The following is a 25,972-nucleotide window of genomic DNA, read 5'->3' as shown; positions in this document are numbered from 1 at the left end:
CGTATGAAATCCAGACACCTCGCCCTTGCCGTTGCCGCCCTGTTCGCCCTTGCCGCGTGCGACAGCAAGGTCCAAACCAGCGTCCCCGCCGACAGCGCGCCTGCCGCTTCGGCAGCCGCCGCCCCCGCCGGACTGGTCGAAGGGCAAAACTATACCGTCCTTTCCAACCCGATTCCCCAACAGCAGGCAGGCAAGGTTGAAGTCCTTGAGTTTTTCGGCTATTTCTGCCCGCACTGCGCCCACCTCGAACCTGTTTTGAGCAAACACGCCAAGTCTTTTAAAGACGATATGTACCTGCGTACCGAGCATGTCGTCTGGCAAAAAGAGATGCTGCCGCTCGCCCGCCTTGCCGCCGCCGTCGATATGGCTGCCGCCGACAGCAAAGATGTGGCGAACAGCCATATTTTCGATGCGATGGTTAATCAGAGAATTAAGCTGCAAGAGCCGGAAGTCCTCAAAAAATGGCTGGGCGAACAAACCGCCTTTGACGGCAAAAAAGTCCTTGCCGCCTACGAATCTCCCGAAAGCCAGGCGCGCGCCGACAAAATGCAGGAGCTGACCGAAACCTTCCAAATCGACGGTACGCCCACGGTTATCGTCGGTGGCAAATATAAAGTCGAATTTGCCGACTGGGAGTCCGGTATGCACACCATCGACCTTTTGGCGGACAAAGTACGCGAAGAACAAAAAGCCGCGCAGTAAGCCCGTTTGAAAAATGCCGTCTGAAACTTGGTTTTCAGACGGCATTTTGATTGGGTTTAAAACGTAAAGCCCGTTTCCAGCTCTTCATCGCCGACCAGTTCGACCAAGAGCGCGTAGAGCGGGGCGAGTTCGGCATAACGGCGCGATACGCGGCGCAGATAGTTTAAGAAACGCGGGATTTCCGGACGGTATTTGTCTTTGCCGTCGCGGTAGTACAGGCGTGCGAAGATGCCTGCAACCTTCAAGTGCCGCTGCACGCCCATCCATTCGAACCAGCGGTAAAACTCGTCAAACGCCTCGGGGACGGGCAAGCCGGCAGCCCGCGCCTTTTCCCAGTAGCGGATAACCAAGTCCAAGACAAATTCTTCTTCCCATTCGATAAAGGCATCGCGCAACAGCGATACCAAATCGTAGGAAATCGGGCCGTAAAGCGCGTCTTGGAAGTCTAAAACGCCCGGCCTGCCGCGCGTCAGCATCAGGTTGCGGACGATAAAGTCGCGGTGCACATAGACTTTGGGCTGCGCCAACAGGGGCGGCAGCAGTGTATCAACGGTTTGCTGCCAAAGTTGGCGTTGTTTGAATGTTAATTCGCGCCCCAATTCTTTTGCGACAAACCATTCCGGGAACAGGTTGATTTCGCGCAGCATCGTTTCACGGTCATATTCGGGCAAAACCCCTTCACGGCTTGCCTTCTGCAATTCGACCAGCTCGCCGATTGCCTCCAAAAGCAGGGCTTTGTGCGCCGCTTCGCCCTGCTCCTGAAGCATCGCGGTCAAAAACGTCGTATTGCCCAAGTCGTTCAATACCACAAACCCCAGATCCGTGTCCGCGTGCAATACCTGCGGCACATTGACCATGTCAAACAGTTTCTGCACCTTCAAATAAGGCGCGACACTCATCTTGTCGGGCGGTGCATCCATACAGACGACGCTGCCGCCGTCTGAAAACGTTGCACGGAAATAGCGGCGGAAATCAGCATCCGCCGCCGCGAAGGACAGATCGAAGTCCCGTTCGGGATAGATGGTCTGAAGCCAATTTTTCAGTTCGGTTTGCCGTTGCATAACAGTATCCGGGCATTTCAGGTTACAATAAACGCTATTCTAACCGGTAAACCGACTCGAGGGGCGATTTTGGCTCGTTTATTTTCACTCAAACCACTGGTGCTGGCACTGGGCCTCTGTTTCGGCACGCATTGCGCCGCCGCCGATGCCGTTGCGGCGGAGGAAACGGACAATCAGACCGCCGGAGGAAGCGTTCGGAGCGTGTCCGAACCCATGCAGCCTGTCGGCCTGAGCCTCGGTTCGACCTGCCTGTTTTGCAGTAACGAAAGCGGCAGCCCCGAGAGAACCGAAGCTGCCGTCCAAGGCAGCGGCGAAGCATTCATCCCCGAAGACTATACGCGCATTGTTGCCGACAGGATGGAAGGGCAGTCGCAGGTCAAGGTACGCGCGGAAGGAAGCGTTATCATCGAACGGGACGGCGCAGTCCTCAATACCGATTGGGCGGATTACGACCAGTCGGGCGACACCGTTACCGCAGGCGACCGTTTCGCCCTCCAACAGGACGGTACGCTGATTCGGGGCGAAACCCTGACCTACAATCTCGAGCAGCAGACCGGCGAAGCACACAACGTCCGCATGGAAACCGAACAAGGCGGACGGCGGCTGCAAAGCGTCAGCCGCACCGCCGAAATGTTGGGCGAAGGGCATTACAAACTGACGGAAACCCAATTCAACACCTGTTCCGCCGGCGATGCCGGCTGGTATGTCAAGGCAGCCTCTGTCGAAGCCGATCGGGAAAAAGGCATAGGCGTTGCCAAACACGCCGCCTTCGTGTTCGGCGGCGTTCCCCTTTTCTATACGCCTTGGGCGGACTTCCCGCTTGACGGCAACCGCAAAAGCGGCCTGCTTGTTCCCTCACTGTCCGCCGGTTCGGACGGCGTTTCCCTTTCCGTTCCCTATTATTTCAACCTTGCCCCCAACTTCGATGCCACCTTCGCCCCCGGCATTATCGGCGAACGCGGCGCGATGTTTGACGGACAAATCCGTTACCTGCGTCCCGATTACAGCGGACAGGCCGACCTGGCCTGGCTGCCGCACGATAAGAAAAGCGGCAGGAACAACCGCTATCAGGCGAAATGGCAGCACCGGCACGATATTTCCGACACGCTTCAGGCGGGGGTCGATTTCAACCAAGTCTCCGACAGCGGCTACTACCGCGACTTTTACGGCAGCGAAGAAATCGCCGGCAACGTCAACCTCAACCGGCAGGTATGGCTGGATTACAGCGGCAAGGTGGCTGGCGGCATTTTGAACGTCGGATTGTCGGCACAAAAATTCCAGACGCTGGCCAACCAAAACGGCTACAAAGACAAACCGTATGCCCTGATGCCGCGCCTTTCTGCCGATTGGCATAAAAACGCAGGCAGGGCGCAAATCGGCGTGTCCGCACAATTTACCCGCTTCAGCCACGACAGCCGCCAAGACGGCAGCCGCCTCGTCGTCTATCCCGACATCAAATGGGATTTTAGCAACAGCTGGGGCTACGTCCGGCCCAAGCTCGGGCTGCACGCCACCTATTACAGCCTCAACCGCTTCGGCAGCCAAGAAGCCCGACGCGTCAGCCGCACTCTGCCCATTGTCAATATCGACAGCGGCATGACCTTCGAACGCAATACGCGCCTGTTCGGCGGAGAAGTCCTGCAAACCCTCGAGCCGCGCCTGTTCTACAACTATATTCCTGCCAAATCCCAAAACGACCTGCCCAATTTCGACTCATCCGAAAACAGTTTCGGCTACGGTCAGCTGTTCCGTGAAAACCTCTATTACGGCAACGACAGGATTAACGCCGCAAACAGCCTTTCCGCCGCCGTGCAGAGCCGTATTCTCGACAACGCGACTGGAGAAGAACGGTTCCGCGCCGGCATCGGTCAGAAGTTCTATTTCAAGAACGACACAGTCATGCTTGACGGCAGTATCGGCAAAAACCCGCGCAGCCGTTCCGACTGGGTGGCATTCGCATCCGGCGGCATAGGCGGCCGTTTCACCCTCGACAGCAGCATCCATTACAACCAAAACGACAAACGCGCCGAAAATTACACCGTCGGCATCAGCTACCTGCCCGAGCCTGGCAAAGTATTGAACGCCCGTTACAAATACGGGCGCAATGAAAAAATCTACCTGCAGGCCGACGGCTCCTATTTTTACGACAAACTCAGCCAGTTCGATCTGTCCGCACAATGGCCGCTGACGCGCAACCTGTCGGCCGTCGTCCGCTACAACTACGGTTTTGAAGCCAAAAAACCGATAGAAATGCTTGCCGGTGCAGAATACAAAAGCAGTTGCGGCTGCTGGGGCGCGGGCGTGTACGCCCAACGCTACGTTACCGGCGAAAATACCTACAAAAACGCCGTCTTTTTCTCACTTCAGTTGAAAGACCTCAGCAGCGTCGGCAGAAACCCCGCAGGCAGGATGGATGTCGCCGTTCCCGGCTACATCCCCGCCCACTCTCTTTCCGCCGGACGCAACAAACGGCCCTGACCGTCGGAAATCCGGCAGGAGCACTGTTCCTGCACAAGACGGCATTCCACCGACAACCCCAAACCCGCCATCAAAGGCAGGATTCAAACGATAAGGAAAGAATGATGAAAATCAAAGCCCTGATGATTGCCGCCGCATTGCTGGCAGCAGCCGATGTCCACGCCGCACCGAAAAAGGCAAAAACCGCACCTGCCAAAGCGGTCAAAGCTGCCACCATGGCGCAAAAAGAAGCCGCACCCGCACAACAGCAGGGCGGTATCCGCTTTTCAGACGGCATCGCCGCCGTTGCCGACAACGAAGTCATCACACGCCGCAGGCTGGCACAGGCTGTTGCCGATGCCAAGGCAAACCTGCCCAAAGGCGTACAAATCAGCGATACGGCATTGACCGAACAAGTACTGATGCAGCTGGTCAACCAATCCCTGATCGTACAGGCGGGCAAACGCCGCAACATCCAAGCGACCGAAGCCGAAATCGATGCCGTTGTCGCACAAAATCCCGCCCTCAAAAACCTCAGCCCCGCCCAACGCCGCGAGCTTGCCGACAACATCATTGCCGAAAAAGTCCGGGAGCAGGCAGTGATGCAGAACAGCCGGGTAAGCGAGGCAGAGGTCGACCGCTTTATCGAACAGGCGCAGAAACAGGGCATTACCCTGCCTGAAGGCGAGCCGATGCGCCAATACCGCGCTCAACACATCCTGATTAAGGCCGACAGCGAAAACGCCGCCGTCGGTGCAGAAAGCACCATCCGCAAAATCTACGGGGAGGCACGTAGCGGTGCAGACTTTTCCAGCCTGGCGCGCCAATATTCGCAAGACGCGAGCGCGGGCAACGGAGGCGATTTGGGCTGGTTTGCCGACGGCGTGATGGTTCCCGCCTTTGAAGAAGCCGTCCACGCGCTCAAACCCGGACAGGTCGGCGTGCCCGTCCGCACCCAATTCGGATGGCACATCATCAAGCTCAACGAAGTGCGCGATGCCGGCACGCCTCAGGAACGCGTCCGCAACGCCGTGCGCCAATACATCTTCCAACAAAAAGCCGAACAGGCAACCGTCAACCTGTTGCGCGACCTGCATTCCGGTGCCTACGTGGACATCCGCTGAAACGGTCGTGACTGAAAAGCCGTGCCGTCCCGACAACCTTCGGGCGGCACGGCTTTTTCAAACTGCGGCGGCAGACAGGCGGACGAAGCGGTGGAACATATTGAAAAAAATAAACAAACGCCGTAAAAGTTTTCCGGTGGACGGCGAAAAGCTCGTTTTCTAGCTGCTCTTTAAGTTAATGTTCCGTCAAACAATGTTTTTGATTGTTAAGAAAAATTTAACCTTTTTAACTTTTAAGCATTTGAAAATAATGGAATTTTTTGACGGGATGCAGTTGGAAAACTTGCCCCACAAATCGGGATAAAAGTAAAAACGGACGGCATAAAATAATTGTATTTATTGGCTAAATTGAAATCACGAACATAATTTTGAATGTATTGTTTGTTGTAGTTCGGATTAGTGTAATGTTGATCTTGCTTGGGTAAATTGTTTGCTCCTAAAATTGAAATAATGGCGTCATCAGTACGGAAATTATCCGCTTTAGCCGTTGCGTAATCTACGGTTCGTTGCATATGCCGAATAATTCGCCCAAGTGCTTCTTCTTTTGAAATGTTTAGACGAGAAGCTACTATGTCTGCATATTGTTCTGCTAATTTATATTCACTCGAATGCAACTGCCGATTATTCCAATCTGCATTCGCACCAGTAAAAGCCCCAGCATTGCCGCCTGTGGCATAACCAATCGCTAAACTGCCAACGGTATCCACAACAGGTTTCAGGCTGCCTGAATTTCTCTAATAAATGAAACACTTATTCTATCAACCGTTAATGTAACCAAACAATTATCAAGATAAGGGTAGTTTATTAAATACTCATCTTCTTCAAATTGTATATTTTGTAGGGTTAGATGATTATTTTTTAATTCTGCCGTTATTTCATACTTGAAACTATCATCTATTTTTCTAAATCCAATATTTGAAGTTGATTTATCCAGTATGTAATCATTAAAGATTTCATAGGATAATTCCACTTCATAAAATTGATTTTCAAATATTTTGAATGGGCAGTATGATATAAAACAATGTAGTTCATAACCATTTATTTCAATCAATACTGCCTCTTCAATGGTGTTATCTAACTTTTTGATTTTACATTTATATAACATTTTATCTTGCCTTTTTGCCGTCCGTTTTTTGTTGCCGGAGTTTGCCGTATCGGGGTTCAGACGGCATTGCCTGCCGTTGTACCCGCGGGTGCGACTGCCTTGATGTAGTTGAGCGAGACAAACTGCTTCTCGGCATCCAATTCAGTGATTTTGAACAATGCCTGCGATTTGGGCAGCGCGTCAAACGGAATACCGGTCGCGCGCGTTACCAGCGGCAGGCCTTCGACGCGGACGAGGTCTTCTTTGAGGATGGTGGCCGTCAGCTCGCTCGTGCCTTGCTGTTGCAGATAGACGAGGCTCCAGTAGGCTTCCATTTGGCGTTGGAAATCGGCGTAGGCGGTATAGGCGGCATCGAAGTCGCGTAGCGCGGCGAAGAGTTCGGCATCGCTGTTTTGATACAGCGGCTCGGCGGAGTCGTCTATCAGGCTGATCAGCTGCTTTTGGTTGATGTAGTCGGCGGCGCGGCGCAGCGGTGAGGTAAACCAGCCGTAATGCTGCACGCCCATACCGATGTGCGGCTCGGATTTGGTGCTCATACGCACTTTGCCTGCCGGTTGGACGCGGAAAAGGCCGGGCAGGTCGTTGTCGTGGAGCATTTGCGCCCAAGTGCTGTTGGCAAGAATCATCATCTCGCTGACCAGCGTATCGATGGGCGAACCGCGTTCGCGGCGGACGACGGATACCTTGCCTTCTTCATTCAATTCGATGCTGTAATCGTATTGCGGCGCGCGGTCGGGTTCGTATTTGCCGCGCGCTTTTTGCAGGGCGATGGCAAATTGATAGAACCAAATCAGGTCTTGATGGTGGGCGAACATCATTTCGCCGGTTTCATCCAAGCCTGTTTCGGCGTTGAAATGCGGCTCGATGGTTTGGATGCGCAGGTTTTCAGCGATGTTGACGGCTTCGATTTTGCAGGTTGGTTCGCCGGCGTTGAATTCGTTGTCCACATCGAAATAAATACTGACGACAGGACGGTACGCGCCCGCATCAAGGCTGAACGCGGCAATCCAGTTTTCGGGCAACATGGTGATTTTGCCGCCGGGGAAATAAACCGTGCTCAAGCGTTCCATGATGTTTTTTTCCATTTTGCCGCCTGGTTTAATGGCAAGCGACGGCGCGGCGATGTGGATACCGACGCGTTTCATGCCATTGCCCAAGTCGGTCAGGCTCAAAGCGTCGTCCACTTCGGTGGTCGATTTGTCGTCAATGGAAAAGGCGGTAACATCGGCTTTGGGCAGGTCGGGCATTTCGGGAAGGGGAAGGTCGGGAAAGCCTGTTCCTTTGGGGAAGTATTTGATTTCAAACCCGTCTTGCAGGTATTGGGGAATGGACGTAATGCCGCCCGTTTTTTTCGCCAATTCGTAGGCGGAGGTTTTCAATGCGTCGGCGGCTTTGGTAAAGGCTTTGTAGGTCAATGATTGCTTGTCGGGCGCGTGTAAGATGGTTTTCAAATCCGCCGCGATTTCAGACGGCATCTCGCCGCGTTTCAAGGCTTCCGCCCAAGCGTCGATTTGCGCGTCTTGTTGTTTTTTGCGTTCGATGGCGGCAAGCGCTTGTTTTAAGGTTTCTTCGGGCGCGGCTTTGAACACGCCTTTGGCTTTTTTGTAGAAATACATCGGCGCGGCGTACAGCGCAATCAAGGTTGCCGCCAGCTCGGTTTTGGTCGGCGCGTGTCCGTAATATTCTTCGGCGATGGCTTCGGCGGTAAATTCCTCTTCGCCGCATACTTCCCACAATAAATCGGTGTCAATGTCTGCCGCTTGTGCCTGCGCGTTTTCCAAAAATGCCGCCATATCGCCGTCAAACTCGGTAAAGACATTGTTTGCCTTCACTTTGGTGCGTTTGCCGTGTTGGGTATCGACTTGGTAGGTGGCGTCGTTTTTTTGGACGACGGCGGCGACTTTGAATTGACCGGACTCTTCGTAAAAGATATTCATCGTGTTTCCTTTTCGGTTGAAACCCCAACCTTTAGGGCGGTAGAATCAGAATTTATTTGGGAGGGGCGCAACCCCTGCCAAATCAGGGCAACACATAGGGCGGTGCTTTATGTGTCGTCCTGTGTGTTGAAACATTTTTCGGATTTTTCTGTGGAAACTCAAGCGGGCGATTTTAGCAGATTACCGAAAATGCCGTCTGAAAAAAGGTTTGGGGAGGGTTGGCGCGTCTTTGTGGTGCTTGCGTTGCGTTTTTGACGGGGTACAATCGCCGTTTTTGAACGGAGGACGGAATGGAGAATGTAAACCGTGTGCCGGAGCAGGCGCGTTACGATGCCGAACGCCGGCAGGCAGACGAAGCATTGGTGGGCGTGTTTCCGGCAGTCAGTATCTTCGGCAGCGCGCGCACGCCGCAGAATCATACGGATTATGCGTTCGCCTGTCGTCTGGCGCGGCGGCTGTCGGATTCGGGCATTGCCGTCATTTCGGGCGGCGGACCGGGGATTATGGAGGCGGCAAACAAGGGCGCGTTTGCAGGGAAGTCGGTTTCGGTGGGGCTGAACATTGCCCTGCCGCACGAGCAGAAACCGAATCCGTATCAGGACATCGCCTTGCGGTTTTCCCGTTTTGCCGAACGCAAGGCGGCGTTTTTCAGCTATTCCCAAGCATATGTCGTGATGCCGGGCGGCTTCGGGACGCTGGACGAATTGTTTGAAATCCTAACCTTGGTGCAGACGGGCAAAGTACCGCCGCGTCCGGTCGTTTTGGTTGGGAAGGCATTTTGGTCGGGTTTGGCGGAGTGGATAAGCGCGCAGCTTTTGGCGCGCGGTCTGATTTCCGAAGGGGCAGCCTCTTTGTTTGCCATATCGGACGACGAAGACGAAATCGTTGCGTATCTGTCGGAAAACGGGCTTCAGACGGCATGATGCCCTGCAAAATCATGTATAATTGCAAACAATTTAACATTTCTTGATGTCTTTTCCGAACAGGATGCCGATATGATCAACCCCATCGCCTCGCTTTCCCCTTTAGACGGCCGTTATGCCCAATCCGTTGAAGCATTGCGCCCGATTTTTTCAGAGTACGGCCTGATGAAGGCGCGCGTCAAAGTCGAATTAAACTGGCTCAAAGCCCTGGCCGCCGAGCCGAAGATTGCCGAAGTGCCGCCCTTCGGTGCTGGAACGCTTGCCGAAATCGACAAAGTCATCGAAAACTTTTCATTGGAAGACGCAGCCGCCGTCAAAGCCATCGAAGCCACCACCAATCACGATGTCAAAGCCATCGAATATTGGCTGAAAAAACGTTTTGCCGAAGTGCCCGAAGTCGCCGCCGCCGGCGAATTCATCCACTTCGCCTGTACCAGCGAAGACATCAACAACCTGTCCCACGCTTTAATGCTGCAAGAAGCGCGTGAGGCTGTTTTGCTGCCGAAGCTGGCCGAAATCATCGAGAAGCTGACCGGCATGGCGCATGAGTTGGCTGCCGTTCCTATGATGAGCCGCACGCATGGCCAGCCTGCTACACCAAGCACACTGGGTAAAGAAATCGCCAATATCGTGTACCGCCTGCAACGCCAGTTCAAAATCCTTCAGGCGCAAGAATTCCTCGGCAAAATCAACGGCGCGGTCGGCAACTACAACGCCCATATGGTCGCCTATCCCGACGTCGATTGGGAAACCCACTGCCGCAACTTTGTCGAAATCGGCCTCGGCCTGACCTTCAACCCCTACACCATCCAAATCGAGCCGCACGACTATATGGCGGAGTTTTTTCAAACCCTCAGCCGCATCAACACGATTCTCATCGACTTTAACCGCGACGTTTGGGGTTATATTTCATTGGGTTACTTCAAACAAAAAGTTAAAGCGGGCGAAGTCGGTTCTTCTACGATGCCGCACAAAGTCAACCCCATCGACTTTGAAAACTCCGAGGGCAACCTCGGCATGTCCAACGCCGTATTGGGCTTTTTGTCCGAAAAACTGCCGATTTCCCGTTGGCAGCGCGACCTGACCGACAGCACCGTCCTGCGTAATATGGGCGTGGGCGTGGGCTATACCGTGTTGGGTTTCGCCGCCCACCTGCGCGGTCTGAACAAGCTCGAACCCAACCCCGCCGCGCTTGCCGCCGATTTGGATGCCACTTGGGAACTGCTCGCCGAGCCGATTCAAACCATAATGCGCCGTTACGGTGTCGCCAATCCTTACGAAAAACTGAAAGACCTGACGCGCGGCAAAGGCAGCATCACGCCTGAAGTGCTGAAAGTCTTTATCGGATCGCTGGAAATCCCCGCCGAAGCCAAAGCCAAATTGCTTGAGCTGACTCCCGCACTGTATGTGGGCAAGGCTGAAGCGTTGGCGAAACGGATTTGAGCGTTTATTGAAACCGATGCCGTCTGAACGCGCGTTCAGACGGCATTTTTAAAATACCGGATATACAGGGGCGATATTGATGCAAGCTGTCCGATACAGACCTGAAATTGACGGATTACGGGCCGTCGCCGTGCTATCCGTCATTATTTTCCACCTGAATAACCGTTGGCTGCCCGGAGGATTCCTGGGGGTGGACATTTTCTTTGTCATCTCGGGATTCCTCATTACCGGCATCATTCTTGCCGAAATACGGGACGGTTCTTTTTCTTTCCGGGATTTTTATACCCGCAGGATTAAGCGGATTTATCCTGCTTTTATTGCGGCCGTGTCGCTGGCTTCGGTGATTGCCTCTCAAATCTTCCTTTACGAAGATTTCAACCAAATGCGGAAAACCGTGGAGCTTTCTGCGGTTTTCTTGTCCAATATTTATCTGGGGTTTCAGCAGGGGTATTTCGATTTGAGTGCCAACGAGAACCCCGTACTGCATATTTGGTCTTTGGCAGTAGAGGAACAGTATTACCTCCTGTATCCTCTTTTGCTGATATTCTGTTACAAAAAAACAAAATCGCTACGGGTGCTGCGTAACATCAGCATCATCTTGTTTCTGATTTTGACTGCCTCATCGTTTTTGCCAAGCGGGTTTTATACCGATATTCTCAACCAACCCAATACTTATTACCTTTCGACACTGAGGTTTCCCGAGCTGTTGGTGGGTTCGCTGTTGGCGGTTTATGGGCAAACGGAAAACGGTAAACAGCAAACAGCAAACGGAAAACGGCAGTTGCTTTCATCACTCTGCTTCGGCGCATTGCTTGCCTGCCTGTTCGTGATTGACAAACACAATCCGTTTATCCCGGGAATGACCCTGCTCCTTCCCTGCCTGCTGACGGTGCTGCTTATCCGGAGTATGCAATACGGGACGCTTCCGACCCGCATCCTGTCGGCAAGCCCCATCGTATTTGTCGGCAAAATCTCTTATTCCCTATACCTGTACCATTGGATTTTTATTTCCTTCGCCCATTACATTACAGGCGACAAACAGCTTGGATTGCCTGCCGTATCGGCGGTTGCCGCGTTGACGGTCGGATTTTCCCTGTTGAGTTATTATTTAATTGAACAGCCGCTTAGAAAACGGAAGATGACCTTTAAAAAGGCATTTTTCTGCCTCTATCTCGCCCCGTCCCTGATACTTGTCGGTTACAACCTGTACGCAAGGGGGATATTGAAACAGGAACACCTCCGCCCGTTGCCCGGCGCGCCCCTTGCTGCGAAAAATCATTTTCCGGAAACCGTCCTGACCCTCGGCGACTCGCACGCCGGACACTTGCGGGGTTTTCTGGATTATGTCGGCAGCCGAGAAGGGTGGAAAGCCAAAATCCTGTCCCTCGATTCGGAGTGTTTGGTTTGGGTGGATACGACACTGGCAGACAACCCGTTGTGTCGAAAATACCGGGATGAAGTTGAAAAAGCCGAAGCCGTTTTCATTGCCCAATTCTATGATTTGAGGATGGGCGGCCAGCCTGTACCGAGATTTGAAGCGCAATCCTTCCTGATACCCGGGTTCCCAGCCCGATTTAGGGAAACCGTCAAAAGGATAGCCGCCGTCAAACCCGTCTATGTTTTTGCAAATAATGCATCAATCAGCCGTTCGCCCTTGAGGGAGGAAAAATTGAAAAGATTTGCTATAAACCAATATCTCCAACCTATTCAAGCCATGGGCAATATTGAAAAGAGCAATCAGGTGGTCTTTGATTTGGTTAAAGATATCCCCAATGTGCATTGGGTGGACGCACAGAAATACCTTCCTAAAAACACGGTCGAAATACACGGCCATTATCTTTATAGCGACCAAGACCACCTGACCTATTTCGGTTCTCATTATATGGGGCGGGAATTCCACAAACACGAACGCCTGCTTAAATCTTCCCACGGCGGCGCATTGCAGTAGCCTGCCTTGTTGCCGGATATTCTATACCGCCGTTTGCCGTTCGCGGCGGTGGCTTTTATAGTGGATTAACAAAAATCAGGACAAGGCAACGAAGCCGTAGACAGTACAAATAGTACGGCAAGGCGAGGCAACGCCGTACTGGTTTGAATTTAATCCACTATATTTTGCCGTTTTGAGGCCGGGGTCGGGAATAACCGTTTTTGATGATTTTCCCTCCCCGGCTGTGTCATCAAATTCCCAATTGCCTTTCCAAACTCTTCACCAGATTGTCATCCAGTTTCAAAGCCTGCGACAGGCGGGCGAGGAAGACGGTTTCTTTCCGCGACAAATCGGCACATACCAGTCTTGCCGCCAGATAGGCTTCCGCCGCCAGCGCCTCATCGTTGCCGACAGCAGCGGCGATGTCTTCGATGCTTGGGGGAAGGCGATATTCGGCGGTAAGCCATGCGGCAGTTTCGGGGTCTGTGCCGCTTTCCTGTTCGATAGTCCGGCGTTCGGCTTCGTCTATCATGCCGTCTGAAGCGGCGGCGGCTATCATGGTGCGCAATACGGTGCGGCTGTATGTTTCTTCAGTTTCTCCGGCAGGTTGGAAATCGCTTTGTGTTACGGTTGCCCGCCCTTTGTTTTGCTGCCACATCTGATAGCCCCGGTAGGCGAGGTAGCCCAAAGCGGCGGTCGAACCGATTTTGGTGATGGTTTTGCGGTTTTTACCGTTCAGTAGCATGGAGGCGACACCGGCAACCAGCGCGCCTCCGCCGAATGAATTGAGCGGGCTGTCGGAGAATGTGCCGCCTTTTTTTTGAACCGTGCTTAAGACTTGGTTGAGCAGTCGGGTGAAGTTCATGATTTTTCCTTTTTGTTGCGGGAAGGGCGGTAGGTTTACCCTATCCTTTTAAACGGTGGCAGGCCGGCTAATAATTGTTGGCCGTACCGCTGTGTTTTGATGCGGTTGTCGAGGATGGTTACGCGGCCATAGTCTTGTTCGGTGCGGATGAGGCGGCCGACGGCCTGGATGAGTTTGATGCCGGCTTCGGGGACGGTGATTTCGATGAAGGGGTTGCCGCCGCGCTGTTCTATCCAGCGGTTTTGGGTTTTTTCGATGGGGTTGTCGGGCATGGCGAAGGGGAGCTTGGCGATGATAACTTGCACGCAGGCGGTGCCGGGCAGGTCGAGTCCTTCGGCAAAGCTGTCGAGTCCGAAGATGATGCTGGCTTTGCCTTCTTCTATGGCCTGGTGGTGTTTTTGCAGGAGGACGGCTTTGGGTAATTCGCCTTGTACGAGCAAGAGCGGCAGGTAGTCTCCGGGCAGGCGCAGGGCGACATCCTGCATTTGTTTACGCGAGGAAAACAGGACGAGTGTGCCGATGGCTTCGGTGGGCGAAATAAGCTTGGGCAGCCACTCGATGATGGCGGCGGTGTGGGCTTCGGGGTCTTTGGGGCTGGCGTATATAGGGGGGATGTAGAGTTCGCCCTGTTTTTCAAAGTCAAAGGGGCTTTTGAGGGCGAGGGTGGTAGTTTCGGGCAGCCATTGCAGCCCGGTTTGGCGCAGCATCAGGTTAAAGTTGCCCAAGGATTGCAGGGTGGCGGAGGTCAACACTGCGCCTGCCGCACGTCGCCACAGGCTGTTGGCAAGGTGGGATGCGCTGCTGATGGGGCTGGCGTTGAAAATGTAGTCGTTTTTGTCGTCGGCGCGGCGGGTTATCCATTTTGCCAGCGGCTCTTCGCCTTCGAGGGGGACGGTGGAGAGCAAATCCCAAACTGCGCTGATTTGTTCGATACGGGCGATAAAAAGGCCGAACTCGCCGGTCAGGCGGTCGAGGAGCGCGCCGTCCTGTTCTTTTTCGCGTCGCGCGGCGGAAAGCGCATCGTTCAAGCCGACAACGTGTTTGAGCAGACTGCGTGCAGCAATGGCCGTATTGGAAACCGTAGTTTCAAGGCCTTCGGGGATTTTGCCGTCTTCCCACAGCCAAGTCGGTTCGCTGTTGGTTCGTCTGTCGTTTTCAGACAACCCCAGACTTAAAGACGGCTCTTCCGCCAAATGGAACTGCCATTCGTGCAGACTGTCGAGCAAGGATGTGGCAGCTTCGTCGGCAAGGTTGGCAAGTTCGGCTTTATCGGTCAGCGCGGCAATTTTGCCGGTAAGCTGCGGCAGTTTTTCCAGCGTCCAAACGGCAATATTCCATGAATGTTCGGCGGCAAAACGGCTGAGGGCTTTTTTGGGCAGGTGGTGCGCTTCGTCTATGCAATAGAAACTGTTTTCGGGCGCAGGCAGAATCACGCCGCCGCCCATGCTGATGTCGGCAAGCAGAAGGTCATGGTTGGCAACGACGACATCGACGGTTTCCAAGACATCGCGCGCCAGGTAAAACGGGCATTCCGGACGGTTGGGACAGGCGGCTTTCAGGCAGCCGTGGCGGTCATTGGTCACTTTGAGCCAAATCGCGTCATCGATTTTTTCCGGCCAAGTGTCGCGGTCGCCGTTGAACCGTCGGGCGGAAAATTCGTCGGCGATGTCGCGCAGCAGCTTCAATTCTTCGGGCTTGGGTTTGCTGTCCCACAACACTTCCGGCGTTTCAAAACCAAGCAGGTTTTGCTGGGCGTTGTTTTGCGTCAGTTGATAGAGTTTGTAAGGGCAAAGATAACGGCCGCGCCCTTTGGCAAGCGCGAAGGTCAGTTCCAAACCGCTTTTTTCGACCAGAAACGGCAGGTCGCGGTCTACCAACTGCTCCTGCAAGGCAACCGTCGCGCTGCTCACAATCAGCCGCTTGCCACGTGTTTGCGCCATGATGCCGCCCGCAAGCAGGTAGGCAAGCGATTTGCCCACGCCGGTCGGGCCTTCGATTACGGCAATGCTCTCGCCTTCGCGCTTGGGTGCTTCTTCGCCTTCTTCGCGCGTCAACGTCCGCGAAAAAGCGTTGGCAACCGCCGCAATCATTTCCCGCTGCGAAGCACGCGGACGGAAACCGGGCAGGTTTTTGCCGATATTTTGGTAATGGTCGCGGATGGCGTTTTTTTCTAAATCGGTGAGCATGGCATTTTGTACGGCGGTAGAAGTGGGCTTATTTTAACATTGCACGGAAGCGGTACAATATCGTTGTCGGAATGGGGGGTGAGGTGAATCGTGCGGACGTGGTTGGTTTTTTGGTTGCGGCGTTTGAAATACCCGTTGTTGCTTTGGATTGCGGATATGCTACTGTACCGGTTGTTGGGCGGCGCGGAAATCGAATGCGGCCGTTGCCCTGTACCGCCGATGACGGATTGGCAGCATTTTTTGCTGGCGATGGGAACGGTGTCGGCTTGGGTGGCGGTGATTTGGGCATACCTGATTATTGAAAGTGAGAAAAGCGGAAGATATTGAGTCATTCGGACACAATGCCGTCTGAAACGGAAGTTCAGACGGCATTTGTTTTAGGTTGCCGTGCCGCTTAGGGAATACCGGCGACAGGATAAGCGGGACGGCTGCGATGGCCTCTAAGGTAACGGGTTCTTTGGCTATTCAGGTACTGCTTGATCGGCTGCCAATCAATCACCTGATCCAACTTCAATAGTGGGAAGCGGTCGATGTGTTTGGCAATCATGGCTTGGGCGGTTTGCCGGAAGAAGGTGCTCATGAGAAATCCCCTAAATGTCTTGGTGGGAATTTAGGGGATTTCGGGGGGATTTTGCAAAGGTCTCATGCTGTCTGTTGGTTTTGGCAACCCAAACTATGCTTGCTGTGAAACCTGCCCCAACTATTAAATGCTGTTTTACTCCCTGCCGACCAGCAACTCCGCCAGTCTTTCGCCGAATTTCTGCAAAGATTCGTTACTGTTCAAACCGTGAGAACCGCTCGGGAACGGCAATACTGCCAGCAATGTGTCGTTTTGATTGCGCTTCCATTTTAATTTTTTTCCGACGATTTCTTCCTGACGAAAACCTGAAAGGCCGTCTGAAAACGCAACGTTAAACTCCTTATCGTAAGATGTGCCGAATCCGATAATCAGGCGCGGGCGGTATTGTTCCGCCCATTGGTTCATTTGGGCAAAGCGGTATTTGTTGCAGAAATTGACGTATTCCTGCTTGTCGGCAAAACCCGTAATCTCGGAAAACTCCTGCTGCCAAAGGCTGGCATCAGTGTTTTTAAACGCAATCGGATACAGGTTCATTTTGAAATAGCCCGAATCCGCTTTGTGTACAAACGGCTGCACTTCTTCGGCAAAGCGGCGGTAATTCTCTACCTGCCCGCCGTTTAAGGCGCACAACAGTTTGCAGACGCTGATGTTGTAAGGATAGGCAACGCATTCCTGCCAGTCTCCATAACCGAACTCCGTGTCGCCCGTGTACGGCTCTGCCGCAATCTGCCGCAGGTTTTCAACGGTGTGCCCGCCGCCCCATTCGATGCCGCATACCCACACAGACGGTTTCTCGGGCGATCCGATGTCGCCGCCGTCGCAGCCGTGAAAGTCGCGCAGCCAGTCATAGTTTTGTTTGATATCCATGTTTACTCCTAAAATTTAACGTCAATAAACTCAGAACGATTCTGCATTTTCCTTATCTGACTTAGATTTAATCCAAATTGCTTTGCAGCCGTGTCAACCAAAGTAACATTTGTCTTCTTGCAAACGTTCTCCAATTTTTGTGCTGTAAATGTATCTATCAACCCGTTATTTTGTTTGCTCCTGTGTAGTTCGTCTGCAATCAATAACCAATTCATTAATATATTTTTTCTCTCAGGTCTACCATCTTTCTCCAAAAGAGAATATTGCAAGCTAAATTGCTTGCGGCACTCAGGAAGCAGTTTCCACATACTTTTGGCTTTAGGCAGCCGGTTGTCGGCTATCAGTTTCGCAATATCCGACGGATTAAGCTCAGCCGAACCACCTGATTTTTTGTGAGATACCTTTTCTGGCAAAGCATTCGCTTCATCTTTTACAATCTCCGGCTCAGTGTTTTTCGGCTCAGTGTTTGAAGCAGATTCAGTCTGCAACCCTTCAATATTCTGTTGCAGTTTTTGGTTAAGGTCATTCAGATAAGCATCAACATAAGGCTGTACCGATTGACAAGCAGCCAGCACTGGAATCATGCAGAAAAGCAATAGTTTATTCATTTAAATAAACTCCTGTAAGCAAAAATCTTCTATATAGGTACAAAGCGTATTATGTTAAACTCACAACAATTTACATAACACCCACCACCAATATTGCTTAGCCCCACGCAGAAGGAAGGTTATTGATGAAAGTTCACGAAAAAATCCGCAAAATCCGGGAGCTGAAAAACTTCTCGCAGGAAAACATGGCCGAGCAGTTGCAGATGTCGGTCAACGGCTATGCGAAAATCGAGCGCGGGGAGGTGGGTTTGCAGATGGACAAGCTGGAAAAAATCGCCGATGTGTTGGGCATGGACGTGGTGGATCTGCTCACGGTTGAGAAAAATCTGGTGTTTCTGAATATGGAAAACAGCACCAACTCCGCCAACTATTACGCATCGCAGGAGCAGTATGTGATCGAAATCGAAAAGTTGAAGCAGCAAAACGGCTATTTGCAGGCTATATTGATGGAAAAAGAAAAACTGATTACTTGGCAAAAGCAGCAGCTTGACAGTTTGAACGAACTGATTAGAACAATCGGTCGTGGATAGGAAACCGGCGGTTTTGATGGGCGACGAAGTCGAACTCCGCCGCGCCTTCATCGAAAACAACGCCCTGATCGCGCAGAACATTGACGCGTAAAACCGTTTAAAGGAAAACCATGAGCTACCCGCAACAGGCCATAGACAACATCCTCAACCCGCCGCCGACAAACGCTGCCTGCACGCACTGAAAAACATCGCCGAGGCGGAAACGCTGTATGTGTTGGCCGACGACGAAGGCGAATGCCGTTTCTGGGTGGACGATGGTGGGGCAACTTTCCTGCCCGTGTGGCCGGAGCAGGAATTTGCCGAAATGGTGAAATCCGAGGGCGAATCGGTGTGGGAATTCGAGTTGGAAGAATTTTTGCAGGACAGCGTTCCGTGGCCGCCCGTCCTGACAGCGTCGTGATGTTCGCCGTTGAATTTGCCGCCCGCATCAACACCATTCTGGCCGAAAGCTACGGCGAAGCGTTTGATTTGCCGTATCTGTAAGGCAAACAGCAAAAGGCCGTCTGAAAACCATATCCCAAGGTTTTCAGACGGCCTCAAACAGCGGAGACAGCCCGTGAACAAACGCAAAACGAAAAACCGCCAAGCCCGCGCCGCACGACCTGCCGTGTCGGTGCGGTGGGCGAAGCCTTTGGAAAAGCTGTCGGAAAAACTCTTTGCTATCGGCATGGTCACGGCGTTTGCCGCGCTGGTGTCGCTGACTTGTCCTTCGTCATCGATTTCTATTTTTTGCTGGCGATGGGAACGGTGTCAGCTTGGGTGGCGGTGATTTGGGCATATCTGATTATTGAAAGTGAAAAAAACGGAAGATATTGAGTAGTCCGTATAAAAATGCCGTCTGAAACGGAAGTTCAGACGGCATTTGTTTTGGGTTGCCGTACCGCTTAGGGAATACCGGCGACAGGATGGGCGGGATAGCCGTGGGTGTCGATGCTGCCGGCGGCGCGCCACGGGGTATGGATGACTGCCGCCGGCAGGTGGGCAAGCTCGGGGATGTGCCGTCTGACAAAAGTGCCGTCGGGGTCGGTTTTGTGTGCGGCGGCGGCAATGTCGGGGCAGGTGTGCCGTGAGGCGGCAAGCCGCCAGTTGCCTTGGTTGATTGCCGCATCGAAATCGGTCAGCTGCCGGGCAAACCATATCTCGCCTTCGCGGCGGGGGAGGTTTAAAACGTGGCAGAAAAAGTCCGCGCTCAAGCGTCTCAGGGCGGGGTGGAGGCTGCCGGTTTTGTGCAAACAGCGCATCGCGGCATCGATAATCGGAATGCCGGTCTGGCCCTGCTGCCAAAGCGTCAGGCGCAGGGTGTGTTCCGGATTGCCGTCTGAAGGGCCGTTATCCGCGTGTTGCAAGGCAAGTTGAAGGAAAAAATCGCGGCGGATGATGTTGTTCGCCCACGCGTTCAGACGGCGTTCGAGGCTTTCCCGCGCGAGCAGGCGCGGCGAGATACAGCCGGCACTCAAATACGCGCCCATCAGCGAAGTGTTTTTGCGTGAGGGGAAATCCTTTAAAACGGAGTAGGAATCCGCCTGTTCGAGAAACCGCCGCCACTGCCGCCAAGCCGCCGTTTCACCGCCGTTTCGCGGCAGGAAGATGCCGTCTGAAAGCACGGCAGGTTGCGGGGCGGAAAGGTTTTCGGGGAACGGTTGGCGGTATGTCGCGAATATGTCCGAATCGGCGGGGGGGTGCTTGGAAAAGCGGTCGAGCCATGCTTTGCGGTAGCGGTTGAAATCGGTGTGTGCCGTGCCGTTGTCTGGTGGCAGGTCGGTTTGGTCGAAAACGGAACGGTCGTTGACGAAGGTTAGCCTGATACCGTGTTTGTCCAGCTCATGCCAAAGGGCGTTGTCGGCGAGTTTTTCAGCAAAGGTACAGGATGCGTCGGCGATGACGGTGCGGACGGAGGAGCCGGCGGCAAATCGGACCAGCCCGGATGACGATGCAGCCGTGTAGAGCGGGATGCCGCGCCCTGCAAGCCCTTGGGCGAGTTCGGCGGCGGATTGGCGGTAGAACGCGGCGCGGCGCGGGTTGTCTGTTTCGGCATCGTCAATCCAAATACCGATAATGGGCAAACCTTCGGCAACGGCGGCGCATAAGGCGGCGTTGTCGCGGATGCGGAGGTTTTGGCGGAACCAGACGAGCGTGCGCGCGGCGCGCGTGTCCGCATAAAGGGGGCGGGCGGTTTCAGACGGCATTTCGGCAGCCTTTCCTGCTGGCGATTTTTTCGTTCAGAAAATCGATGAAGCTGCGGACTTTCGCGCTTAAGAATGCCCTGTCCGCATAAACGGCGTTCAGGCGGTCGGTCGGGACGGTATATTCGGGCAGCAGGCGCACCAGCGTACCGCAACGCAAATCGTGTTCTGCCGCCCAAAGCGGCTGATAACCGATGCACGCGCCCGCCTTAATCATTTCGCGCATCATCAGCGTATTGTCGGTACGGATGACGGGGGTCAGTTCAAGCCGGTATTTCTTGCCGTCCGATTTGCGGGTGATGTCGAGTTTCTGCTGATTGGTGTAGGTCGGCAGGACGGCGGGCAGTCTCGTTACTTCTTCCGGCGTTTTCGGTACGCCGTTGCGTATCAGGAAATCGGGCGAGGCAAGTAGGGCAAATTCGATTTCCGCCAGCGGGCGCGCAATCAGCGACGGGGACAGGGTTTGGGAAACGCGCAACGCCAAATCCACGCCTTCAGCAATCAAATCGACGTGGCGGTTGTCCAAAATCAGTTCTAATGTTACTTCGGGATAACGTTCGCGGTATTCCGCCAGCCAGTTGCATATCAGGCTGCCGGCAAACCACAGCGGCATCGTTACGCGCAGCAGCCCCTGCGGTTTTTCCGTCCCTCCGGCGGCTTTTTGCGCGGCATCGTCGAGCGTGTCTAGCGCGTAACTGCATTGCCGGTAGTATTCTTCTCCGGCTTCGGTCAGGCTGAGGTTGCGGCTGTTGCGGTGCAGGAGTTTGGCTTGGACGGTGTTTTCCAAGTGGCTGACGTGTTTGCTTGCCATTGCGGTGGAGATGCCGAGCGCGTCGGCGGCGCGGGTGAAGCCGCCGCTTTGGACGACTTGGCGGAAAACTTTGAGGCTGAACAGGGTGTCCATATTTTCTTGTGTGGAAAAGTTGTATCAATAAAAGCAGTATATATTTGAAAAGGGGAAACATCTATACTCTGCCGCCTGAAATGAAGACAAATATCGAAGGAGCTTTTATGTCTAATTGCTGCAACCGTATCCAACCTGTTCTGCTTTCTGTTTTGCGTATCGTAACCGCCTACCTGTTTTTGTTGCACGGTACGTCAAAATTCTTCGCCTTTCCCATTGAAATGGGCAGCGGTTCGCCCGAAGGGTTGATGCTGGTTGCCGGTATTTTAGAAATTGTCGGCGGCATTTTGCTGGTGTTGGGCCTGTTTGCGCGCCCTGCCGCGTTTGTTTTGTCCGGCCAGATGGCGGTTGCCTATTTTATGGCGCACGCTTCCGGAAATGCTTTGTTCCCGATTGCCAACGGCGGTGAGTCTGCAGTGCTGTTCTGCTTCGTATTCCTCTATATCGCGGCGGCGGGCGGCGGCGCGTGGTCGCTGGACAGGCTGTTTTTCAAGCGTAAAGCCTGAACTATGCCGTCTGAAGCGTATTTTGCGAATATTTTTGAAAGGAAAAGAAATGACCCGTCAATCCCTGCAACAGGCTGCGGAAAGCCGCCGTTCCATTTATTCGTTAAATAAAAATCTGCCCGTCGGCAAAGATGAAGTTGTCCAAATCGTCGAACATGCTATTTTGCACACACCTTCTTCGTTCAATTCCCAATCTGCCCGTGTGGTCGTGCTGTTTGGCGAAGAGCATGATAAGGTGTGGCAATTTGTCGAAGACGCGCTGCGTGCCGTCGTGCCTGCCGACAGTTTTGAACCGACCGCACAAAAATTGAACCTGTTTAAGGCGGGTGCGGCAACTATTTTGTTTTATGAAGATCAAAATGTTGTCAAAGGTTTGCAGGAGCAGTTCCCTGCTTATGCCGCCAACTTTCCCGTTTGGGCGGACCAGGCGAACGCTATGGTACAGTATGCCGTCTGGACGACACTTGCCGCGGTCGGCGTAGGTGCAAACCTGCAACATTACAACCCCTTGCCCGATGCGGCGATTGCCAAAGCGTGGAATATCCCCGAAAACTGGTTGTTGCGCGCACAAATGGTTATCGGCGGTATTGAAGGGGCGGCAGGTGAAAAGGCCTTTGAACCTGTTGCAGAACGTTTGAAAGTGTTCGGCGCATAATTTAGCAGTCAAAAAAATGCCGTCTGAAAAGGATTCAGACGGCATTTTTCAGTATCAGGCAACGAGTTTTTCGCATTCTTTGATACAGTCAAGGCAGGACTCGTAACATGCTTTGCATTCCGCATGGTGGGCAGCATGTTCTTTACAGGCTTTGGAACATTGTTTGCATGCATCGAGGCACACTTTTGCCGCGTCGCGTGTCAGAGGGGCATTTTGTGCAGCAAGGTCGTGCAACGCACCGCATAGGGCAAGCATTTGGCGCACGGCAACCGCGCAATCGGCCATAGACGTATCGCCCTGGGTAAGCAGGGACAGGCAGTGTGTCAGGCAAACCTGTCCGGCATCTATGCAGTGTGCTGCAGTCTGGCGGACGGCGGTGTAGGCGGATGCGGCGGCAGGTTGCATATCGTGATGATGATGGTGATCGGCATGGCTGTGCGCACGCGCGAAAGAGGCGGCGGAAGCCAGGGAGACGGCAGCGGCACTGCCCAAAAATTGACGACGGTTCATAATGTTTCCTTTATGGTTTAAGAAAGTGGGGCAGGCACAAGGCACTCCCCCGCATACTGCCCCGACCATGGGGCTTTTTTGAACAACCGGCTGATTTTGCCGGTGCGGGATTGTCGCACGGACAGGCAGGTTCGGCTATTCGGAAATTTAAGAAAAGGCGCGCCGCCCTGTTTCAAAATGATGCAAGATGGCGCGCGGATATGGTAGCAGACAAAATGCCGTCTGAAAATCGGTTCAGACGGCATCTGTTTTCAAACCTTACAAACCCGGGAACATCCCTTTCATCCCCCTCATTCCTTTCGCCATACGCATCAGGTTGCCCAAGCCTTTCCCGCTGAACATCTTCATCATCTGCTGCATTTGTTCAAACTGTTTGAGCAATTTGTTCACTTCCTGTACCGTCGTGCCCGCACCCATTGCAATACGGCGTTTGCGGCTGGCTTTGAGCAGGGCGGGGTTGGCGCGTTCTTTGGGGGTCATCGAGTTGATGATGGCTTCCACTTTGCCCATCGCTTTTTCAGCCGTGCCTTCGGGGATTTGTTTCGAGATTTGACCCAGTTCGCCCGGCATTTTTGACATCAGGTTTTCCAAGCCGCCCATATTGCGCATCTGCTGGATTTGTTCTTTAAAGTCATTGAGGTCGAAGCCTTTGCCTTTTTGTAGCTTTTTCGCCATTTTGGCGGCGGCTTCTTCATCAATACCTTTTTGAACGTCTTCAATCAGGGTCAATACGTCGCCCATGCCGAGGATGCGGCTGGCAAGACGGTCGGGGTGGAAAGGTTCGAGGCCGTTGATTTTTTCGCCGACGCCGATAAATTTAATCGGTTTGCCGGTTACATGGCGTACGGACAATGCCGCACCGCCGCGCGAGTCGCCGTCCATCTTGGTCAATACGACACCGGTCAGCGGCAGAGCTTCATTAAATGCCTGAGCAGTGTTCACCGCATCCTGACCCAACATGGCATCAATAACGAACAAGGTTTCAACCGGATTGACCGCCGCATGAAGCGCTTTGATTTCGTTCATCATCTCTTCATCGATTGCCAAACGACCGGCGGTATCGACCATCAAGACATCGTAAAAATGTTTTTTGGCGTAATCGACGGCGGCAGTTGCAATCTCAACCGGTTTTTGGTTGGTATCGGACGGGAAAAAATCCACGCCGACCTGTTCGGCCAACAGACGCAGCTGTTCAATCGCGGCAGGGCGGTAAACGTCGGCGGATACCACCAAAACTTTTTTCTTCTGATCGTTTTTCAGCAGGCGGGCGAGTTTGCCGACGGTCGTCGTCTTGCCCGCGCCCTGCAAACCTGCCATCAACACGACGGCGGGCGGCGCAACCGACAAATCCAGCGTTTTGTTTTCCCTGCCCATCAGTTCGGTCAAGGCTTGGTTGACCACGCCGATAAATGCCTGATCCGGCGTCAGGCTGTCCACCACTTCCTGACCGAGGGCCTTTTCTTTGACGTTGTTGACGAACTCTTTGACGACAGGCAGGGCGACATCCGCCTCAAGCAGGGCGAGGCGGACTTCGCGCAAGGCCTCTTTAATATTGTCTTCGGTCAGTTTGGCCTGCCCCCGGATGTTTTTGAAGACATTGCTGAAGCGGCCGGTTAAATTGTCTAACATACTGGTCCTTGGTCTGAATAAGAATAGCTTGCCCCATCAGGGGCATTCTTTGTTAAAATAAAATCAAAATAATTTGATGCGGCTTGTGTGCCGGACAGCATATCGGCAAATCCGTCAAGGCTTGCCCGAAACGGGGATTTTACAATTCCAACGTTAAAAGTTCCAATATTTCATAAGCGGCCGCATACGGCGCAACAGTATAGATAGAGAAAGTCCACCATGCCGACAGTTTTCATCTTTTTGACGGCGGTTTACGCAGGATTGGGTGCATTTGCATGGCACTGCCAACAGCAGGGGCGCGGCCGGGATTACCCGTGGAAGACGGAATTGCCGGTTTTGGGCGCGGCATTGACCGTCCACGGCACGGCACTGCTTATGCCGGTCATTCAAGACAAAATCATCATTATGGGCTTCGGGTATTCCGGCAGCCTGATTGTTTGGATGATGCTGTTTATTTATTTTGCCGGCAGCTTCTTTTATTCGCTGCGCGGAGTGCAGTTGCTGCTGTATCCTTGCGCCGCACTGATGCTGCTGTCAGGTTTGGTTTTTCCTGGAAAATTCTCGGGATATGAAATTACTGACCTTCCCTTTATGCTGCATATCGGAACTTCGCTGCTCGCATACGGGCTGTTCGGCATAGCAACATTATTGTCCGTTTTGACCCTGCTGCTGAATCGGAGTCTGCACCGCAGGAGCTTCTCCAAGCTCGCAGGATTCCTGCCGTCGCTGCTCAGTTTGGAAAAACTCATGTTCCAGGCCATGTGGGCAGGTTTCATCCTGCTGACCTATTCCGTCGTCAGCGGCACATTCTTCGCCGAAGCCGTATTCGGCAAACCCATGACCTTTACCCATAAAACCGTATTCGGCATATTGTCATGGCTGATTTACGGCGGACTGCTGCTCAAGCACAGCATGACCGCATGGCGCGGCAAAAAAGCCGCCGTGTGGACCATCATCGGATTTGTCAGCCTTATGATTGCCTATATGGGCAGCAAGTTCGTATTGGAAATCATTCTGAAAAGATAAGAAGAGCCAACAGATGCCGTCTGAAGCCCCAAGTTTCAGACGGCATATTCACAAAGGCGCACCAGTCAGAGGAGGGGGAGGAAGGGATTATTGGGGGTGGTGCAGCATTTGGCAGAAATAAAAAACCTTATCAGACAGCGAGATGGAGAAAATAATTAAAAAAAGCAAGATGAGGTATTGACCGTATACGTCTTCAAGCGTATAGTTCGGTTCTTCGCCACTGACGAAGCGGCGGTGATAAAGC

Annotated in this window: 25 protein-coding genes and 2 pseudogenes; 13 read left to right on the top strand and 14 right to left on the bottom strand. The window is 53.2% G+C overall.

Translation table 11 applies throughout. The annotated features are described in order from the left end of the window. Positions 1 to 3: 3 nt before the first annotated feature. Positions 4 to 702, top strand: a complete 699-nt coding sequence (locus tag RDY34_RS03410) for a thiol:disulfide interchange protein DsbA/DsbL (protein ID WP_308074432.1) — start codon at positions 4 to 6, stop codon at positions 700 to 702. Between the two features lie 56 nt (positions 703 to 758). Here the strand turns inward: RDY34_RS03410 and amgK are convergent, their stop codons facing one another. Beyond that, positions 759 to 1,763: an N-acetylmuramate/N-acetylglucosamine kinase AmgK gene (amgK, locus tag RDY34_RS03405; protein ID WP_308074431.1), complete on the bottom strand. Its 1,005-nt coding sequence runs from the start codon at positions 1,761 to 1,763 to the stop codon at positions 759 to 761. A 69-nt stretch (positions 1,764 to 1,832) separates the two neighbouring features. Between amgK and RDY34_RS03400 the strand changes: the two genes are divergently transcribed. Both RDY34_RS03400 and RDY34_RS03395 read left to right on the top strand, forming a co-directional pair. Further along, positions 1,833 to 4,241, top strand: a complete 2,409-nt coding sequence (locus RDY34_RS03400) for an LPS-assembly protein LptD (RefSeq protein ID WP_308074430.1) — start codon at positions 1,833 to 1,835, stop codon at positions 4,239 to 4,241. A gap of 104 nt (positions 4,242 to 4,345) precedes the next feature. Next, a complete protein-coding gene (locus RDY34_RS03395) occupies positions 4,346 to 5,344 on the top strand; it encodes a peptidylprolyl isomerase (protein ID WP_308074467.1) in 999 nt (332 codons plus the stop codon). 323 nt (positions 5,345 to 5,667) lie between these two features. Here the strand turns inward: RDY34_RS03395 and RDY34_RS03390 are convergent. From RDY34_RS03390 to RDY34_RS03380, 3 genes and pseudogenes are all read right to left on the bottom strand, one after another. Continuing rightward, positions 5,668 to 6,039, bottom strand: a pseudogene (locus tag RDY34_RS03390) (hemagglutinin repeat-containing protein); the annotation flags it as partial. Between the two features lie 20 nt (positions 6,040 to 6,059). After that, entirely contained in the window at positions 6,060 to 6,449 is a 390-nt protein-coding gene (locus tag RDY34_RS03385) for a UCP019853 family protein (protein WP_002255658.1), read from the bottom strand. Between the two features lie 56 nt (positions 6,450 to 6,505). Further along, positions 6,506 to 8,386 carry a ribonuclease catalytic domain-containing protein gene (locus RDY34_RS03380; RefSeq protein ID WP_308073325.1) on the bottom strand — a complete coding sequence of 627 codons (1,881 nt, stop codon included), beginning with the start codon at positions 8,384 to 8,386 and terminating at the stop codon, positions 6,506 to 6,508. Positions 8,387 to 8,676: 290 nt separating this feature from the next. Here RDY34_RS03380 and RDY34_RS03375 point away from each other — a divergent pair, with 290 nt between their 5' ends. The 3 genes from RDY34_RS03375 (at position 8,677) to RDY34_RS03365 (ending at position 12,700) form a co-directional block, all read left to right on the top strand. Then, positions 8,677 to 9,309: an LOG family protein gene (locus RDY34_RS03375; protein WP_308074429.1), complete on the top strand. Its 633-nt coding sequence runs from the start codon at positions 8,677 to 8,679 to the stop codon at positions 9,307 to 9,309. 72 nt (positions 9,310 to 9,381) lie between these two features. After that, positions 9,382 to 10,752: an adenylosuccinate lyase gene (purB, locus tag RDY34_RS03370; protein WP_308184463.1), complete on the top strand. Its 1,371-nt coding sequence runs from the start codon at positions 9,382 to 9,384 to the stop codon at positions 10,750 to 10,752. A 79-nt stretch (positions 10,753 to 10,831) separates the two neighbouring features. Further along, entirely contained in the window at positions 10,832 to 12,700 is a 1,869-nt protein-coding gene (locus RDY34_RS03365; RefSeq protein ID WP_308184462.1) for an acyltransferase family protein, read from the top strand. 229 nt (positions 12,701 to 12,929) lie between these two features. Here the strand turns inward: RDY34_RS03365 and RDY34_RS03360 are convergent, their stop codons facing one another. Together RDY34_RS03360 and dinG are read right to left on the bottom strand one after the other, a co-directional pair. Continuing rightward, on the bottom strand, positions 12,930 to 13,544 hold the full coding sequence (locus RDY34_RS03360; RefSeq protein WP_308184461.1) for a tellurite resistance TerB family protein: 615 nt from the start codon (positions 13,542 to 13,544) through the stop codon (positions 12,930 to 12,932). A 35-nt stretch (positions 13,545 to 13,579) separates the two neighbouring features. After that, entirely contained in the window at positions 13,580 to 15,730 is a 2,151-nt protein-coding gene (gene dinG, locus RDY34_RS03355) for an ATP-dependent DNA helicase DinG (RefSeq protein WP_308184460.1), read from the bottom strand. 156 nt (positions 15,731 to 15,886) lie between these two features. Here dinG and RDY34_RS03350 point away from each other — a divergent pair, with 156 nt between their 5' ends. Beyond that, positions 15,887 to 16,057, top strand: a complete 171-nt coding sequence (locus RDY34_RS03350) for a hypothetical protein (protein ID WP_308074426.1) — start codon at positions 15,887 to 15,889, stop codon at positions 16,055 to 16,057. A gap of 82 nt (positions 16,058 to 16,139) precedes the next feature. Here the strand turns inward: RDY34_RS03350 and RDY34_RS03345 are convergent. The 3 genes and pseudogenes from RDY34_RS03345 to RDY34_RS03335 all read right to left on the bottom strand — a co-directional run. Then, positions 16,140 to 16,310 (bottom strand): annotated as a pseudogene (locus RDY34_RS03345) (IS5/IS1182 family transposase); the annotation flags it as partial. Positions 16,311 to 16,445: 135 nt separating this feature from the next. After that, a complete protein-coding gene (locus tag RDY34_RS03340; protein ID WP_003708219.1) occupies positions 16,446 to 17,177 on the bottom strand; it encodes a hypothetical protein in 732 nt (243 codons plus the stop codon). An 8-nt stretch (positions 17,178 to 17,185) separates the two neighbouring features. Next, on the bottom strand, positions 17,186 to 17,785 hold the full coding sequence (locus RDY34_RS03335) for a hypothetical protein (RefSeq protein WP_003708220.1): 600 nt from the start codon (positions 17,783 to 17,785) through the stop codon (positions 17,186 to 17,188). Positions 17,786 to 17,910: 125 nt separating this feature from the next. On the opposite strand from RDY34_RS03335, the gene RDY34_RS03330 reads away from it, so the two are divergent. From RDY34_RS03330 to RDY34_RS03320, 3 genes are all read left to right on the top strand, one after another. Then, positions 17,911 to 18,315 carry a helix-turn-helix domain-containing protein gene (locus tag RDY34_RS03330; protein WP_025458307.1) on the top strand — a complete coding sequence of 135 codons (405 nt, stop codon included), beginning with the start codon at positions 17,911 to 17,913 and terminating at the stop codon, positions 18,313 to 18,315. A gap of 211 nt (positions 18,316 to 18,526) precedes the next feature. Then, positions 18,527 to 18,715, top strand: a complete 189-nt coding sequence (locus tag RDY34_RS03325; RefSeq protein ID WP_249228494.1) for a hypothetical protein — start codon at positions 18,527 to 18,529, stop codon at positions 18,713 to 18,715. 156 nt (positions 18,716 to 18,871) lie between these two features. Next, the gene (locus tag RDY34_RS03320; RefSeq protein ID WP_025458308.1) at positions 18,872 to 19,084 is read left to right on the top strand and encodes a hypothetical protein; all 213 of its coding nucleotides are present in this window, start codon (positions 18,872 to 18,874) and stop codon (positions 19,082 to 19,084) included. Between the two features lie 115 nt (positions 19,085 to 19,199). Here RDY34_RS03320 and RDY34_RS03315 read toward each other — a convergent pair whose 3' ends face one another. Beyond that, the gene (locus RDY34_RS03315) at positions 19,200 to 20,501 is read right to left on the bottom strand and encodes an FAD-binding domain-containing protein (protein WP_308074425.1); all 1,302 of its coding nucleotides are present in this window, start codon (positions 20,499 to 20,501) and stop codon (positions 19,200 to 19,202) included. Beyond that, the gene (locus RDY34_RS03310; RefSeq protein ID WP_308074424.1) at positions 20,491 to 21,402 is read right to left on the bottom strand and encodes a LysR family transcriptional regulator; all 912 of its coding nucleotides are present in this window, start codon (positions 21,400 to 21,402) and stop codon (positions 20,491 to 20,493) included. Before RDY34_RS03310 ends, RDY34_RS03315 begins: the two co-directional genes overlap by 11 nt. A 107-nt stretch (positions 21,403 to 21,509) precedes the next feature. On the opposite strand from RDY34_RS03310, the gene RDY34_RS03305 reads away from it, so the two are divergent. Both RDY34_RS03305 and RDY34_RS03300 read left to right on the top strand, forming a co-directional pair. Next, the gene (locus tag RDY34_RS03305) at positions 21,510 to 21,908 is read left to right on the top strand and encodes a DoxX family protein (protein WP_304666951.1); all 399 of its coding nucleotides are present in this window, start codon (positions 21,510 to 21,512) and stop codon (positions 21,906 to 21,908) included. Positions 21,909 to 21,957: 49 nt separating this feature from the next. Further along, the gene (locus RDY34_RS03300) at positions 21,958 to 22,563 is read left to right on the top strand and encodes a nitroreductase family protein (RefSeq protein ID WP_308073320.1); all 606 of its coding nucleotides are present in this window, start codon (positions 21,958 to 21,960) and stop codon (positions 22,561 to 22,563) included. A gap of 54 nt (positions 22,564 to 22,617) precedes the next feature. On the opposite strand, the gene RDY34_RS03295 is transcribed toward RDY34_RS03300, so the two are convergent. The 3 genes from RDY34_RS03295 to ffh are packed head-to-tail and all read right to left on the bottom strand — an operon-like array spanning position 22,618 to position 24,702. Continuing rightward, the gene (locus RDY34_RS03295; RefSeq protein ID WP_003753594.1) at positions 22,618 to 23,073 is read right to left on the bottom strand and encodes a four-helix bundle copper-binding protein; all 456 of its coding nucleotides are present in this window, start codon (positions 23,071 to 23,073) and stop codon (positions 22,618 to 22,620) included. Positions 23,074 to 23,090: 17 nt separating this feature from the next. Continuing rightward, positions 23,091 to 23,318 carry a hypothetical protein gene (locus RDY34_RS03290; RefSeq protein WP_308073318.1) on the bottom strand — a complete coding sequence of 76 codons (228 nt, stop codon included), beginning with the start codon at positions 23,316 to 23,318 and terminating at the stop codon, positions 23,091 to 23,093. A 13-nt stretch (positions 23,319 to 23,331) separates the two neighbouring features. Next, positions 23,332 to 24,702, bottom strand: coding sequence for a signal recognition particle protein (gene ffh / locus RDY34_RS03285; protein ID WP_308073317.1), 1,371 nt, complete (start codon positions 24,700 to 24,702; stop codon positions 23,332 to 23,334). A gap of 219 nt (positions 24,703 to 24,921) precedes the next feature. Here ffh and RDY34_RS03280 point away from each other — a divergent pair, with 219 nt between their 5' ends. After that, a complete protein-coding gene (locus RDY34_RS03280) occupies positions 24,922 to 25,728 on the top strand; it encodes a cytochrome C assembly family protein (RefSeq protein WP_308073316.1) in 807 nt (268 codons plus the stop codon). The last annotated feature ends 244 nt before the right edge of the window (positions 25,729 to 25,972 follow it).

The sequence above is a fragment of the Neisseria polysaccharea genome, from assembly GCF_963392925.1.
Classification (GTDB): domain Bacteria; phylum Pseudomonadota; class Gammaproteobacteria; order Burkholderiales; family Neisseriaceae; genus Neisseria; species Neisseria polysaccharea.
The sequence above is the reverse complement of the archived record's forward strand: the minus strand, read 5'-3'. Positions and strand labels throughout refer to the sequence as shown.

Coding starts and splice junctions, on each gene's coding strand:
- RDY34_RS03300 (WP_308073320.1), top strand. CDS start 21,958: ATGACCCGTCAATCCCTGCAACAGGCTGCGGAAAGCCGCCGTTCCATT.
- RDY34_RS03305 (WP_304666951.1), top strand. CDS start 21,510: ATGTCTAATTGCTGCAACCGTATCCAACCTGTTCTGCTTTCTGTTTTG.
- RDY34_RS03365 (WP_308184462.1), top strand. CDS start 10,832: ATGCAAGCTGTCCGATACAGACCTGAAATTGACGGATTACGGGCCGTC.
- amgK (WP_308074431.1), bottom strand. CDS start 1,763: ATGCAACGGCAAACCGAACTGAAAAATTGGCTTCAGACCATCTATCCC.
- RDY34_RS03360 (WP_308184461.1), bottom strand. CDS start 13,544: ATGAACTTCACCCGACTGCTCAACCAAGTCTTAAGCACGGTTCAAAAA.
- RDY34_RS03410 (WP_308074432.1), top strand. CDS start 4: ATGAAATCCAGACACCTCGCCCTTGCCGTTGCCGCCCTGTTCGCCCTT.
- RDY34_RS03315 (WP_308074425.1), bottom strand. CDS start 20,501: ATGCCGTCTGAAACCGCCCGCCCCCTTTATGCGGACACGCGCGCCGCG.
- RDY34_RS03280 (WP_308073316.1), top strand. CDS start 24,922: ATGCCGACAGTTTTCATCTTTTTGACGGCGGTTTACGCAGGATTGGGT.
- dinG (WP_308184460.1), bottom strand. CDS start 15,730: ATGCTCACCGATTTAGAAAAAAACGCCATCCGCGACCATTACCAAAAT.
- RDY34_RS03310 (WP_308074424.1), bottom strand. CDS start 21,402: ATGGACACCCTGTTCAGCCTCAAAGTTTTCCGCCAAGTCGTCCAAAGC.
- RDY34_RS03340 (WP_003708219.1), bottom strand. CDS start 17,177: ATGGATATCAAACAAAACTATGACTGGCTGCGCGACTTTCACGGCTGC.
- RDY34_RS03375 (WP_308074429.1), top strand. CDS start 8,677: ATGGAGAATGTAAACCGTGTGCCGGAGCAGGCGCGTTACGATGCCGAA.
- RDY34_RS03385 (WP_002255658.1), bottom strand. CDS start 6,449: ATGTTATATAAATGTAAAATCAAAAAGTTAGATAACACCATTGAAGAG.
- ffh (WP_308073317.1), bottom strand. CDS start 24,702: ATGTTAGACAATTTAACCGGCCGCTTCAGCAATGTCTTCAAAAACATC.
- purB (WP_308184463.1), top strand. CDS start 9,382: ATGATCAACCCCATCGCCTCGCTTTCCCCTTTAGACGGCCGTTATGCC.
- RDY34_RS03380 (WP_308073325.1), bottom strand. CDS start 8,386: ATGAATATCTTTTACGAAGAGTCCGGTCAATTCAAAGTCGCCGCCGTC.
- RDY34_RS03290 (WP_308073318.1), bottom strand. CDS start 23,318: ATGCCGTCTGAACCGATTTTCAGACGGCATTTTGTCTGCTACCATATC.
- RDY34_RS03335 (WP_003708220.1), bottom strand. CDS start 17,785: ATGAATAAACTATTGCTTTTCTGCATGATTCCAGTGCTGGCTGCTTGT.
- RDY34_RS03330 (WP_025458307.1), top strand. CDS start 17,911: ATGAAAGTTCACGAAAAAATCCGCAAAATCCGGGAGCTGAAAAACTTC.
- RDY34_RS03295 (WP_003753594.1), bottom strand. CDS start 23,073: ATGAACCGTCGTCAATTTTTGGGCAGTGCCGCTGCCGTCTCCCTGGCT.
- RDY34_RS03395 (WP_308074467.1), top strand. CDS start 4,346: ATGAAAATCAAAGCCCTGATGATTGCCGCCGCATTGCTGGCAGCAGCC.
- RDY34_RS03350 (WP_308074426.1), top strand. CDS start 15,887: ATGCTACTGTACCGGTTGTTGGGCGGCGCGGAAATCGAATGCGGCCGT.